The organism is Curtobacterium sp. C2H10 (assembly GCF_025407985.1).
Classification (GTDB): Bacteria; Actinomycetota; Actinomycetes; order Actinomycetales; family Microbacteriaceae; genus Curtobacterium.
Genome location: NZ_JABXGF010000015.1, coordinates 1 through 13,058, shown reverse-complemented (window position 1 = coordinate 13,058; position 13,058 = coordinate 1). Strand labels below are relative to the sequence as shown.

At 73.5% G+C, this 13,058-nt stretch carries 12 protein-coding genes and 1 pseudogene; 2 read left to right on the top strand and 11 right to left on the bottom strand.

Annotation, left to right across the window (positions count from 1 at the left end; all coding sequences use genetic code 11):
* Positions 1–74: 74 nt before the first annotated feature.
* The 6 genes and pseudogenes from hisI to HWD93_RS08040 all read right to left on the bottom strand — a co-directional run.
* Positions 75–443, bottom strand: a pseudogene (hisI, locus tag HWD93_RS08065) (phosphoribosyl-AMP cyclohydrolase); the annotation flags it as partial.
* A 25-nt stretch (positions 444–468) separates the two neighbouring features.
* Positions 469–1,233, bottom strand: coding sequence for an imidazole glycerol phosphate synthase subunit HisF (gene hisF / locus HWD93_RS08060; RefSeq protein WP_229084985.1), 765 nt, complete (start codon positions 1,231–1,233; stop codon positions 469–471).
* A complete protein-coding gene (hisG, locus tag HWD93_RS08055; protein ID WP_022906699.1) occupies positions 1,230–2,069 on the bottom strand; it encodes an ATP phosphoribosyltransferase in 840 nt (279 codons plus the stop codon). The genes hisF and hisG overlap by 4 nt, the downstream gene beginning before the upstream one ends.
* A 45-nt stretch (positions 2,070–2,114) precedes the next feature.
* A complete protein-coding gene (locus tag HWD93_RS08050) occupies positions 2,115–2,378 on the bottom strand; it encodes a phosphoribosyl-ATP diphosphatase (protein WP_031259753.1) in 264 nt (87 codons plus the stop codon).
* A 101-nt stretch (positions 2,379–2,479) separates the two neighbouring features.
* Positions 2,480–3,139 (bottom strand): ribulose-phosphate 3-epimerase, encoded by a 660-nt coding sequence (gene rpe / locus HWD93_RS08045; protein ID WP_071296283.1) that lies wholly within the window; start codon positions 3,137–3,139, stop codon positions 2,480–2,482.
* Between the two features lie 47 nt (positions 3,140–3,186).
* A complete protein-coding gene (locus HWD93_RS08040) occupies positions 3,187–3,789 on the bottom strand; it encodes a TetR/AcrR family transcriptional regulator (RefSeq protein ID WP_261646523.1) in 603 nt (200 codons plus the stop codon).
* A 62-nt stretch (positions 3,790–3,851) separates the two neighbouring features.
* Here HWD93_RS08040 and HWD93_RS08035 point away from each other — a divergent pair, with 62 nt between their 5' ends.
* Positions 3,852–4,505, top strand: coding sequence for an NAD(P)-dependent oxidoreductase (locus HWD93_RS08035; protein WP_261646522.1), 654 nt, complete (start codon positions 3,852–3,854; stop codon positions 4,503–4,505).
* Positions 4,506–4,533: 28 nt separating this feature from the next.
* Here HWD93_RS08035 and HWD93_RS08030 read toward each other — a convergent pair whose 3' ends face one another.
* The 3 genes from HWD93_RS08030 to HWD93_RS08020 are packed head-to-tail and all read right to left on the bottom strand — an operon-like array spanning position 4,534 to position 10,002.
* The gene (locus HWD93_RS08030; RefSeq protein ID WP_261646521.1) at positions 4,534–6,027 is read right to left on the bottom strand and encodes a transcription antitermination factor NusB; all 1,494 of its coding nucleotides are present in this window, start codon (positions 6,025–6,027) and stop codon (positions 4,534–4,536) included.
* The gene (fmt, locus tag HWD93_RS08025) at positions 6,024–6,959 is read right to left on the bottom strand and encodes a methionyl-tRNA formyltransferase (RefSeq protein WP_071303720.1); all 936 of its coding nucleotides are present in this window, start codon (positions 6,957–6,959) and stop codon (positions 6,024–6,026) included. Before fmt ends, HWD93_RS08030 begins: the two co-directional genes overlap by 4 nt.
* Positions 6,960–7,017: 58 nt before the next feature.
* The gene (locus tag HWD93_RS08020; RefSeq protein WP_261646520.1) at positions 7,018–10,002 is read right to left on the bottom strand and encodes a DEAD/DEAH box helicase family protein; all 2,985 of its coding nucleotides are present in this window, start codon (positions 10,000–10,002) and stop codon (positions 7,018–7,020) included.
* 54 nt (positions 10,003–10,056) lie between these two features.
* On the opposite strand from HWD93_RS08020, the gene HWD93_RS08015 reads away from it, so the two are divergent.
* On the top strand, positions 10,057–10,515 hold the full coding sequence (locus HWD93_RS08015; protein WP_175473778.1) for a DUF4383 domain-containing protein: 459 nt from the start codon (positions 10,057–10,059) through the stop codon (positions 10,513–10,515).
* Here HWD93_RS08015 and HWD93_RS08010 read toward each other — a convergent pair.
* Together HWD93_RS08010 and tdh are read right to left on the bottom strand one after the other, a co-directional pair.
* Entirely contained in the window at positions 10,502–11,737 is a 1,236-nt protein-coding gene (locus HWD93_RS08010) for a glycine C-acetyltransferase (RefSeq protein WP_071303722.1), read from the bottom strand. The two genes, HWD93_RS08015 and HWD93_RS08010, sit on opposite strands and share 14 nt — an antisense overlap.
* Positions 11,737–12,786 carry an L-threonine 3-dehydrogenase gene (gene tdh / locus HWD93_RS08005; protein WP_229084999.1) on the bottom strand — a complete coding sequence of 350 codons (1,050 nt, stop codon included), beginning with the start codon at positions 12,784–12,786 and terminating at the stop codon, positions 11,737–11,739. The genes HWD93_RS08010 and tdh overlap by 1 nt, the downstream gene beginning before the upstream one ends.
* Positions 12,787–13,058: the final 272 nt, after the last annotated feature.

Below are 13,058 nucleotides of genomic sequence, written 5' to 3'. Positions count from 1 at the left end.
GCCCCACCAGCGAGAGCGGACGGCGCACCAGCGAGGTCGGACGGCGCTCCAGCGAGATCGGACGCGGCGCCGTCGGGCGCGGACGCCGTCACGGGCTCGAGGGGGTCGACGTCGAAGCAGCGGTGCGCGCCGGTGTGGCACGCGGCACCGACCTGTTCGACGGTCACGAGGAGCGTGTCCGCGTCGCAGTCGAACGCCGCCCCGCGCACGTACTGCGCGTGCCCCGAGGTGTCGCCCTTGCGCCAGTACTCGTTCCGGGACCGCGACCAGAAGGTCACCCGTCCCTCGGTCAGGGTGCGGCGCAGGGCTTCTCGGTCCATGTAGCCGAGCATGAGGACGTCCTTCGACGACTCCTCTTGCACGATGGCGGGGAGCAGCCCGTCCGCACCGAACCGCGCGCGGTCGAGGACCGCGTCCGTGCTGGTGCTGGTGCTGTCGGTCATGAGACTCCTAGCCTACGGCGGCGGATCAGCGGACGGCGTGCCCGGTCGCGCGCAGCGCGGCCTTCACGTCACCGATGGTCATCTCGCCGCGGTGGAAGACGCTGGCGGCGAGGACGGCATCCGCGCCCGCCTCGATCGCGGGGGCGAAGTGCTCGAGCCGACCCGCGCCTCCCGAAGCGATGACCGGGACCGACGCGACCGCGCGCACCGCTGCCACGAGCTCGACGTCGAACCCGTTCTTCGTGCCGTCCGCGTCGATCGAGTTGACGAGGAGCTCCCCCGCGCCGCGCTCGACGGCCTCGCGCGCCCAGGCGAGCGCGTCGAGGTCCGACTCGGTCCGACCGCCGTGGGTCGTCACGACGAAGCCCGACGGCATCCGGTCGGACCGCTTGATGTCCAGGGAGAGCACGACGGCCTGCGCGCCGAACCGGTCCGCGATCTCGCCGACGAGGTCCGGCCGCGCGATCGCCGCACTGTTCACGCCGATCTTGTCCGCGCCGCACTGCTGCAGCCGCGACACGTCGTCGACGCTCCGGACGCCGCCACCGACGGTGAGCGGGATGAACACCTGCTCGGCCGTGCGCGTCACCGTGTCGTACATCGTCGCGCGGTTCTCGACCGTGGCACCCACGTCGAGGAAGGTCAGCTCGTCCGCGCCCTGCTCGTAGTAGCGCGCGGCGAGCTCGACCGGGTCACCGGCGTCCTGCAGGTCCAGGAAGTTGACGCCCTTGACGACCCGGCCGCCCTTGACGTCCAGGCAGGGGATGACCCGGACGGAGACCCCGGTCACAGTCGTGCGGCGTGGATCGGGCTGACGAGGATGGCGCGCGCGCCGAGGTCGTACAGCGCGTCCATGATGAGGTTCGCGTCGTCGCGCGGGATCATCACGCGGACGGCCGACCAGTCGCGACCGTGCAGCGGCGAGACCGTCGGCGACTCGATGCCCGAGGCGACGGCGGTCGCCTGCTCGAGGAGCCCGGTGGGGATGTCGTAGTCGAGCATCACGTAGCCGCGCGCGACGAGCACGCCCTGCAGTCGGCGTCGCAGGACGTCGATGCCGGGGATCGTCTCGTCGGTGGAGATGAGGAGCGCGGTCGACTCGAGGATGACCGGCCCGAAGATCTCGAGGCCAGCGGCCCGGAGCGTGCTGCCCGTCGAGACCACGTCGGCCACGGCGTCGGCGACACCGAGGCGCACGGCGCTCTCGACCGCGCCGTCGAGCTTCACGAGCGTCGCGGTGACGCCGTGCTTCGCGAGGAACTCCCCCACGAGTCCGGGGTAGCTCGTCGCCACCCGCACACCGTCGAGGTCCTGCAGCGTGCTGAACCGGCCGGGCGTGCCGGCGAACCGGAACGTCGAGTCGGCGAACCCGAGCGCGTCGACCTCGTGCGCAGCGGAGCCGGAGTCGAGCAGCAGGTCGCGGCCGGTGATGCCGACGTCGAGCGCGCCGGAACCCACGTACGTGGCGATGTCGCGCGGGCGGAGGAAGAAGAACTCGACGCCGTTGCGTTCGTCGAGCAGGTGGAGCGCCTTCGGGTCGCGGCGGCCGGCGTACCCGGCCTCGCGCAGCATGTCGGACGCGGTCTCGGACAGGGAGCCCTTGTTGGGCACGGCGATGCGGAGCATCAGGGGGTCTGCTTTCTGGTGGAGGGTCGGCGGCTGATCAGCGGATCAGAGATGTCGCCAGACGTCCGCCGGGGTGAGCCCCTTCGCCACCATGAGCACCTGCAGGTGGTACACGAGCTGCGAGATCTCCTCCGAGGTGCGCTCGTCGCCCTCGTACTCGGCCGCCATCCAGACCTCGGCCGCTTCTTCCACGATCTTCTTGCCGATCTGGTGCACGCCGGCGTCCAGTTCGGCGACGGTGCCGGAGCCCTCGGGGCGCGTGCGCGCCTTCTCGGTGAGCTCCTGGAACAGGTCGTCGAACGTCTTCACGCGCACCAGGCTACCGTCCCCCGCCGACACGGCCGACGTACCGTCCGGACGGGAGGCGCGGCTCGTGTCCGTCACGCCCGTCACCTCGGTCGCCGGTCCGGTCACGAGCGTGCTGCCGCGGCCGCCTCGCGCAGGTCCGCGATGCGCGCGGCCGGCTCGCCGCCGTACACCGCGGAGCCTGCCACGAGGGTGTCGGCACCGCTGCGGACCGCCTCGGGCACCGTGTCGACCGCGATCCCGCCGTCGACCTCGAGCCAGACGTCGAGCCCCGAGGCGTCGACCGCCGCACGGGCGTCGGCGAGCTTCGGCATCACCGAGCGCATGAACGCCTGGCCGCCGAACCCGGGCTCGACCGTCATGAGCAGGATCATGTCGTAGGCGTCGAGGTGGTGGAGCACCTGGGTGATCGGGGTGCCCGGCTTCACCGCGACGGCCGCCCGGGCGCCGTTCGAGCGGATCGCCGCGGCGGTCGCCACCGGATCGTCGGCGGCCTCGAAGTGGAAGGTCACGCTCGACGCACCGGTCTCGGCGTACTTCGGCGCCTCGGTGTCGGCGTTCGTGATCATGAGGTGGACGTCGAGCGGCACCGGGGAGACCTCCTGCAGGCGCTGCACGATCGGCAGGCCCAGCGTGAGGTTCGGCACGAAGTGGTTGTCCATCACGTCGACGTGCACCAGGTCGGCGGTCTCGATGCGGTGGAGCTCGCGTTCGAGGTTCGCGAAGTCGGCGGACAGGATGCTCGGCGAGATGCGGATCGTCACCCGTCGAGCCTACCGGGGTGCGTCCGTCAGCCCGCTCCGCACCGGCCTCAGCCCGCGCCGACCGCGCGGGAGCCGAGGTCCGAGCGGAGCATCGTCTCCAGCGCCGCGTCCACCAGCCGCTCCCCCTCGGCGCGGTCGATCCGACGCGAGACCACGAGCGCGGCGATCCCCTGCATGGTGGCGGCGAACAGGAGCTTGAACAGGTGCCGGGCGTCGCCGTCGCCGCCGTCCGCCACCGCGCTCCCCATCGCGCCGTCGAGCACGGCGAACAGCGACGAGGCGGCGGCCTGCACCGATTCGGCCCGGGTGGTCGTCTTCGCCTGGAACATCAGGTCCATCAGCGCGGCGTCGTCGATCGCGAAGTCGACGTACGCGAGGGCGACCCGGCGGAAGCGGTCGTCCAGGTCACCGGCCCCGGCCAGCGCTCGGCGCACCGCGGTGGCCAGCCGATCGAAGCCGAGCTCGGCCACGGCGTCGAGGAGCGCCTGGCGATCGACGAAGTGGCTCCGTGGCGCTCCGTGGCTCACACCGGCACGGCGCGCGAGGTCACGGAGGGACAGCCCGTCGACACCGTCCTCACGCAGGACCGTCACGGCCTCGTCGAGCAGGACGGCGCGGAGGTTCCCGTGGTGGAAGGGACGATCCGGCATGGCTCCACCCTACCGCGTGACTAGGCATTGCCTATTTTCTAGTCAGTGCCTAGATTGGGACCATGACATCGCAACAGCACCTGCTCGTCTTCGGCGCGACGGGCCAGACCGGCCAGCACTTCACGCAGTTCGCCCTCGACGCCGGACACCGGGTGCGCGCCGTCGCCCGCACGCCGGCCAAGCTCACGATCCAGCACGACGACCTCGAGGTCGTACCGGGCTCCGTCCCCGACGACCTCGACCTCGACGCACTGCTGGACGGTGTGACCGCCGTCGTCGTGATGCTCGGGGACGTCGACGCGCAGCGTGACCGTCTGGTCAACACGCCCTTCGTCCGGGCGCTCGTGCCGGCGATGCGTCGGAGCGGTGCCACCCGCCTGCTCTACCAGGCGGGCGGGTTGAGCGCGCCTCCCGGCCGGCGGCTCGCACCGGTGCTGCGGCTCGTGCGGGCGACGCTCGCACGCGCGTACCGCGGTCAGCACGCCGACAACGAGGCGGTGATGCGCTACCTCGACGCCGAGGCGCGGGACATCGCCTGGACGGTGCACCGGGCCGGCATCGGCTCGGACGACCCAGCGAAGGGCGAGCTCCGCCGCTCGGCGCGGTGGATCAGCATCGCGACCTTCCGCGACTGCGCCGCGTACAACCTGCGGGCGCTGTTCGACGAGGACGCCGTGCACACCTGCGACGGGAGCGCGTACCGCCGGTCACGCTGAGCCGGCGGCCTGCTGCTGGGCTCTGGTGCTACGCGACGCGCCGGAACAGCGCGATGAACATCGCGTCCGTCCCGATCCGGTGCGGCCAGAGCTGCACCGTGTTCCCGTCGACCACTCGAGGGTCCCGCGCAGCGACGGACCGCACGACGGACGCGGTGTCGAGCTGCTCGAGCTCGCCACCGTGCCGTGCCATCAGGGCGTCGACCTGGCCGCGGGTCTCCGCCAGGTGCGGCGAGCACGTCACGTACGCCAGGGTCCCGCCCGCTGCGAGCACCCGCACGGCGGCGTCGAGCAGTTCGGCCTGCAGCGCGGCGAGCTCGGGGACGTCCTCGGGCTGCTTGCGCCACCGGGCCTCCGGACGACGCCGGAGCGCTCCGAGTCCGGTGCACGGCGCGTCGAGCAGGATCCGGTCGAACCGCACCCCGGCGCCGTCGCGACCGAAGCGCCGACCGTCGCCCTCGACCACGGTCACGCCGTCGCCGGAGCCCGCGAGGGCCTTCCGCACGAGTCCGGCACGCGCCGGCACGAGTTCGTTCGCCACGAGGGTCGCCCCGCCCTGTGCGGCCTCGGCCGCGAGGAGCGCCGCCTTGCCACCGGGCCCGGCGCAGAGGTCGAGCCACCGCTCCCCCGGCCGGATCGCCGACGACCGGCTGAGCGCCAGTGCCGCGAGCTGGGAGCCCTCGTCCTGCACGCGGAGCCGTCCGGCGGTGACGCCCGGCACGCGGGCGGGGTCGCCGGAGATCCCGCGGATGCCGACGGGCGAGACCGGCAGGTCCGCCTCGGGGTCCGTGAGCGGTTCGGGAGGCGCGACCTGCGTCTCGTCGTCGGCGTCCGTCTCGTGTTCGGTCGCGGTCGCGGCGTGGGCCCGGGCAGCGGCGACGTCCTCGTCGGTGGCCAGCCCGGGCAGCGCGGCGAGCTGCACCCGGGGTGCGGCGTTGTCGGCCGCCAGGAGCGCGGCGAGCTCGTCCCGCGAGCGTTCGGCAGCGAGGGCGTCCCGCAGCGCGGACACCACCCACGTGGGGTGCGACCACCGGGTGGCGAGCAGTGCGTCCCCACCGCGGCCCTCGGTGATGAGCGCGTCCCACTCGTCGTCGGTCCGTGCGGCCACCTTGCGCAGCACGGCGTTGACGAAGCCGGTGGCACGGCGGGCACCGACCTCGCGGGCGAGCTCGACCGTGGCGTCGACGGCGGCGTGCGTCGGGGTGCGCATCCCGAGCAGCTGGTGGGCGCCGAGCCGGAGGACGTCGAGCACGTCGGACTCGACGTTGTCGATGCGACGACCGGAGGCGAGGGCGATGATCGCGTCGTACCGGCCGAGCATCCGGATCGACCCGTAGGTCAGCTCGGTGGCGAACCCGGCGTCGCGCGCGGAGAGCCCGGCGCGGCGGATCCGGGTCGGGAGCAGGAGGTTGGCGTAGGCGTCGTCGACCTGCACCGCCCGCAGCACGTCGAAGGCGACACGGCGGGCGCTCGTCTGCCGCGGTCCGTGGTGCCGGCGCTGCCCGGTGCTCGCGGCGCTCACGCCAGGACCTTCCCGTCGAGGGAGCCGAGGCCCCGGGCCCAGGCGGCGGCGTCCATCGCCTTCTTGCCGGCGGGTTGCACCTCGGTGAGCACGAGCGGGTCGTCTGCGGTCCCGACGAGCAGCCGACCGCCCTGGACGCTGAGCGCACCGGGGGCGAGCGACGGGGCGGGGTCTGCCGCGCCTCCTGGCAGTCGGTTGCTGCGGAGCAGCTTGACGCGGGTCTCGCCGAGGTGGGCGTACGCGCCGGGCTCGGGCGTGACGCCGCGCAGGCGTGCGTGCACGACGGTGGCCGGTGCGGCGAAGTCGATGCGACCGTCGTCGATGGTCAGCTTCGGGGCGACGGTGGGCTCGCCGGTCTGCTCCACGGCGACCGCGGTGCCCGCGGCGATGTCGTCGACGACGCGGACGACGGTCTCGGCGCCGGTCTCGGCCATCGCGGCGAGGACCTCGCCGGAGGTCGCCTCGGGGTCGATGTCGAACGGGTCGCTCGCGTACACCGGACCGGCGTCGAGCGCCTCGACGAGCTGGAACACCGTCGCGGCGGTGCGGGTGTCGCCGGCCATCACCGCGCGCTGGACGGGGGCGGCGCCGCGGTACTGCGGCAGGTCCGAGAAGTGCAGGTTCACCCAGCCGAGCCGCGGGGCGTCGAGCGCCGGGCGTCGGAGCAGGGCGCCGTACGCGACGATGACGCCGAGGTCGACCCCGAGGTCGGCGATGCGGGCGGTGACCTCGTCGTCGACCCGGGACGCCTCGATCACCGGGAGGCCGAGCTCCTGTGCGACCTGGGCGACGGGGGTCGGGGTGAGGACGCGCTTCCGGCCCTGCGGGGTCGCCGGACGGGTGAGCACCGCGGCGATCTCGTGCTCGGACGCCGCGAGGCGGCGGAGGGTGGGGACGGCCGCAGCGGGGCTGCCGGCGACGACGAGACGCATGGGTTCGATCCTCCCATGTTCCCCACGTGCTCCGCGTCCGACGGCAGCTCGGATCGTGTCAGGACCACTGGTCGCGGAGCACCGGCGCGGCCGTGGCGGCACCCGACGTCCGGCGGGCACGGACCAGCAGCACGAGCGACTCCGGCGAGTCGATCTCGTGCAGGCGGCACGGACCGACCCGGCGGCTCCAGTCGGCGGCGAACGCCTCGGCATCGGCACGGCGACGTCCCACGGCCGCCGGCACGGCGAAGTACCGGTCGCCCGGGGTGGCCGCACGGGCCACGGCCAGGGCCACGACGAGCAACGGTGCCCGCCGCACGGTCGCGCGCTCGGTGCGGCTGACCTGCAGCAGGAAGCGCAGGGTCCGCACCGGGCCGAAGAACTCGGCGAGCGCGCCGGTGACGACGCGGCGGTCCTCGGGGCGTGCGCCGAGCACCTCCATCGTGAAGCTCTGCGGCACCTTCCCCGCCATCTGCGCGGTGACGCGGACGTCCCCCTCGCCGAACGCCGGGACCCGACCGGCCCGGTGCAGTGCGTCGACGACGACCCGGACGGCTCTGCGGTAGGCGCCGACGGTGCTGAACCGCTGGCGGAGGGCGAGGCCGAGCTGTCGGGCGACGGGCCAGACGAGCAGGACGGCGAGACCGATGACGACGAGGAGCCCGAGCACGCCGGGTAACGAGCCGAGCCGCCAGAGGGCGACGATGCCCCGGGCGGACTCGGCGAGCAGCCAGAGGACCGCGCCGAGGACGACGGCGAGCACGAACTCCGCGGTCGGTCCGGTGCGGAACGGCTGCGTCCGTGGTTCCTCGACGACGGTCGCCGTGCTCTCGCGGTCGGCGTAGGGCTCGCCCACGCGCCAGGCGGCCCAGCTGTCGGCCCGGGTGGGGAGTTCGGCGGCGATGGTCTCGTCGAGGGCCCGGACGGTCTGCCGCTCGTCCTTGGCGACGAGTCCGGCGAGCCGGCGGGCCTGCCCGTCGGTGAGCGCGATCGACGTGCCGCGGACCACCTGCGCAGAGTCCGAGCGGAGCAGTCCCCAGATCTGTTCGTGCTTCCGGCGCATCCGGGAGACGTCCGGGGCGGCGTCGAGCGGGACGTCGGCCGGGATGACGGCGGTGACGGTCCAGTTGTGGGCGACCTTGCGGGGCCACGCCGGGTCGAGGCGGAGCGTGCGACCGCGGAGCTGCTGGGTCGCCGACGAGGTCGCGACGGCGGTGAGGTCGATGAGGGTGTTCGCGGCGGGGCAGTCCCAGCCCTCGCCGAGGAGGCCACGGGTACCGACGACGAGTCGGGTGGTGCCGTCCGTGAGCAGGGCGGAGACGGCGGCCAGCACGGCGGCCGATCCGGCACCGGGGGTCTCGACGCTGAGCACGTGCGGGTCCTCGGGCACCGGCTCCGTGCTGCAGGTCGTGCCGAGGCGCTGGTCGAGTGCGGGGAGCAGGACGTCGGCGTCCCGGGTGGCGATCCGGAGGTGGCGTGCGGTGACGAGCACGGGGCGCAGCGGCACGGGGTGGTCCTCCGTCGCGACCGTGGCGAAGGTCCGGAGTGCGCCCGCGGCCGGGACGGCGCTCCCCCGGGTGTTGCCGTGGGTGGCGTGGTCGGTCACCACGACGGCCCGGACCCGGTCGGCGGCGTCCTGGGAGAGTTCGAGGTGGAGCAGGTCGACGACGGCGCGGTCCTTCGCGGCGGACGATGCGAGCACGGTGTCGATCGGGTCCCGGCTCCGTCGGACGCCGCGGTCGGTCAGGGTGAAGCCGAAGTCCACGATCGAGCGCTTGATGCGCTGCCACTGCTCCGCGCGGTCGGGGTCGGGCAGCAGTCGGTCGAGGGCGTAGCGGGCGAGGACCCGGATCCGCCCCTCGGCGTCGGGGGCGCGTCGGACGTCGTCGGGCAGGAGCGCGAGCAGCGGGTGGTCGGGGCGGAACTCGGCGAGGGTGCGTGCGGCGGCCTCGGCGACGGGGAAGTCGGCGGCGAAGGCTGCGGCGAGTCGTTCCTCGGCGGTGGCGGGCCCTGTGCCGGGGTCCGGTCCGGGGACCGCGCCGGTGCTGGTCTCCGGTTGCAGCGTCGTCTCGAGCCAGTCGATCCCGTCGGGTTCGGCGAGCGCGCCGCGGATCAGCGCGGCGAGTCGGCGTTCGTGGTCGCGCAGGAAGGCGAGCTCGTCCGGGGTCGGCTCGACGAACCAGACGTGGTCGCGGTAGGGCGCGAGGTTGCCCTCCTTCACGACGGCGGGTGTCGGCACTTCGTGGTCGACGTCGCCGAGCAGTGCGGTGTAGGTGTCGTGGGCGTCGCGGTCGTCGGTGGACGGCAGGGTCGCGGTCAGGCCGATGACGACCGGTTCGCGGCCGGACGCGCGGATGCGGCCGAGCAGGTAGGCGACCACCAGCGCCCAGTGGTCGAGGAGGTGGTGGCACTCGTCGAGGACGACGGTCTCGACGCCGTGTGCCACGAGCCGGTCGACGAGTGCGCGGGCGTTCGGGTGCAGGGCCTCGGCGAGGCGCTCGGGGTCCTCGCGCGCGAGCCGCTTCCGGATCGCGCGGGAACGGCGACGGACGCCCTTCCGGAACGCTGCCGGGTTGCTGGTGCGGAGGTCGTCGATCCACCGTGCTGCGGCCGCGTCGTCCCGTCCCCCGTCGACGAGTTCGCGACGCCAGTCCGCGGTGGCGAGGTCGGTGAGCGGACTGCCGGTGTCGAGGACGGAGAGCATCTGGTAGGTCAGCGCGGTGAGGTCGCCGGGCCGGTCCGGGTCCTCGGACACCGTCGCGTCGCCGTGCAGGGCCGACGCCGATCGGGCCCACTGCGCGCGGATCGTCGCGGTCGGCGCGAGCACGAGGGCGCGCGCACCGTGGCGTCCGGCGAGGAGCAGCCCGAGCAGGGTCTTGCCGGCCCCGGGGGGCGCGACGACGTGGACGGGGTCGCCGGGTTCGACCGGCACCCGGTCGAGGACGTCGCGTTGGTACGTGCGCAGCGTGCCCTGGTAGCGCCAGCCGGCGAGCGGGAGCGTGCGGGCCCCCGTGCGGTCGTTCGTGCGTTCCCCCGTCGTCACCGTCCGAGTCTCCCACGGGTACCGTCGCCAGCAGCCGAACGAGGAGGTTCCACCATGTCCGACGTCACCACGTCCACCAACCGCTACGCGGGCTCGAGCATCCAGGCGATCGCACTCGTCGTCGGGGTCGTCTTCCTGCTCGTCGGGATCGCCGGGTTCGTCCCCGGGCTGACGACGGGCGACCTCGGCGGGGCGGGGCACGGCTCGATGGCGATGCTGCTCGGACTCTTCCAGGTGTCGGTGCTCCACAACGTCGTGCACCTGCTGTTCGGGGTCGTCGGACTGCTCGCGGCGCGCTACGCCACCGGATCCCGCATGTACCTCGTGATCGGTGGCGTCGTCTACTTCGTGCTGTGGGTGTACGGGCTGTTCACCGCCGGGCACGACTTCGGGGCGAACTTCGTGCCGCTGAACTGGGCGGACAACTGGCTGCACCTGGTGCTCGCGGTCGGGATGGTGGCGCTCGGCGTGGTCTTCCCGCGCGAGCGCCACCACGCCGTCACCGCGGGCTGACCGCGTCGCCGCTCGGACCCGCGGCCGCTCGCGCCGCGGCCGCTCGCGCCGCGGCCGCTCGGGCCTCGGTGAAGGCCGTCACGCACCGCCGGACCTGCTCCTCGGTGTGCGCCGCCGAGAGCTGCACCCGGATCCGTGCCCGGCCCTTCGGGACCACCGGGTAGCTGAACGCCGTCACGTAGATCCCGCGCGCCTGCATCTCGTCGGCGATCCGGGCGGTCAGGGCCGCGTCGTGGAACATCACCGGGACGATCGGGTGCTCCCCCGGCAGCAGCTCGAACCCGGCGTCGGTCATGAGCGACCGGAAGCGCGCCGCGTTCGCCCGCAGCCGCTCGCGAGCGTCGTCCGACCGTTCGATGAGGTCGAGCGCTGCGACCGTCCCCGCGGCGATCACCGGCGCGAGCGAGTTCGAGAACAGGTACGGACGGGACCGCTGCCGCAGCAGGTCGACGATCTCCTGGCGGCTGGCGACGTACCCGCCGCTCGCACCCCCGAGTGCCTTGCCGAACGTGCCCGTGTACACGTCGACCCGGTCCGCGACGCCGCACAGCTCGGGCGTCCCGCGGCCGTGCTCGCCGACGAAGCCGACGGCGTGCGAATCGTCGACGATGACGAGGGCGTCGTAGCGGTCCGCGAGGTCGCAGATCTCGGCGAGCGGCGCGATCGAGCCGTCCATCGAGAAGACGCCGTCGGTGACGATCGCGCGGAACCGGGCGTCCCCGGCGGCGACGAGCTGCGCCTCGAGGTCCTGCACGTCGCGGTTGCGGTACCGGTACCGCTGCGCCTTCGAGAGCCGCACGCCGTCGATGATCGAGGCGTGGTTCAGCTCGTCCGAGATGATCGCGTCCTCCGGCCCGAGGAGCACCTCGAACAGGCCGCCGTTCGCGTCGAAGCACGACGAGTACAGGATCGTGGCCTCGGTACCGAGGAACGCCGACACGCGACGCTCGAGGTCGAGGTGGAGGTCCTGCGTGCCGCAGATGAACCGGACGCTCGCCATGCCGTAGCCCCAGCGGTCGAGGGCGTCCTTCGCCGCGTCGACGAGATCGGTGGAGTCGGCCAGCCCGAGGTAGTTGTTCGCGCAGAAGTTCAGCAGCGGAGCACCGTCCGCCTCGATCGCCGCACGCTGCGGACCGGCGATGCCGCGCTCCCGCTTCGTGAGCCCGGCGGCCTCGATGCCCGCCAGCTCGGCCGTCAGGTGTTCCTTGATCGCGCCGTACATCAGATCTCCGTCCAGTCGATGACGACCTTGCCGCCGTCCGCGCTCGCCGCCGCGGCGAACGCTGCCTCCCAGTCACGCGCCGCGAAGCGCCCCGAGACGATCGAGGCGATGCGGTCGCGCAGAACCTCGCTCGTCTGCAGCATCGAGCTCATGGTCTGCCACGTCTCGAACATCTCGCGGCCGTAGATCCCCTTGACCGTGAGCATGTGCGTCACGACCTTGCCCCAGTCGACCGCGATCTCGCCGGTCGGGAGTCCGAGCATGGCGATCCGCCCGCCGTGGTTCATGTTGTCGACCATCGCCGGGAGGGCGGTCGGGGCGCCGGACATCTCGAAGCCGACGTCGAACCCCTCGCGCATGCCGAGCTGCTCCTGCGCCGCCCGGATCGGGTCACCGGCGGCACCGACGTCGACGCCGAGGTCGGCGCCCATCGCCGTCGCCATCGCCAGGCGCTCCGCACTGACGTCCGTGCCGACCACGAACCGGGCACCGGCGTGCCGAGCGACCGCGATCGCCATGAGGCCGATCGGCCCGCACCCGGTGACGAGCACGTCCTCGCCCACGACGGGGGACGCGAGCGCCGTGTGGACCGCGTTGCCGAGCGGGTCGAACAGGGCGCCGACCTCGGGGTCGACGTCGGCGTGGTGCACCCACACGTTCGCGCCGGGCAGCGTCAGGTACTCCGCGAAGGCGCCGTCCCGCTGCACGCCGAGGCCCTTCGTGCGGATGCACATCTGGCGTCGGCCGGCCCGGCAGTTCCGGCACGTGCCGCACACGATGTGGCCCTCGCCGGAGACCCGGTCCCCCACCGCGACGTCGCGCACGGCGGAGCCGACCTCGACCACCTCGCCGAAGAACTCGTGTCCGGGGACCAGCGGGGCCGTGACCGCCGACGCCGCCCAGTCGTCCCACCGCCGGATGTGCAGGTCGGTCCCGCAGATCCCGGTGCGGAGGACCCGGATGAGGACCTCGTCCTCCGTCGGGACCGGTACCGGCCGCTCGGTCATGATCAGTCCCGGAGCAGCGTCCGGCTTGTACAGCGCCCTCATCGGCGTCATCCGCGTCACCTCGTCGTGCGTGATGTGTGTCGTCGGCGGCTCGTGACCGCCGTCGTCCACCCTGGCACAGGTCGCGCGCGCGGGTCGCGCACGTCGCATGCACGGCGTGGGCCCGGGCGCCCGGGCGGCCGGTGCGTGCGCATGCGTCGACAGAACACGCGTCGATCGACGGGCGGAACGTCGGAACATGCGCGCGCAGGCAACGCGCGGCACGCGGCACGCGGCAGGCGCCCTGGAGGCACGGCGCACGACCGGCGCGACGG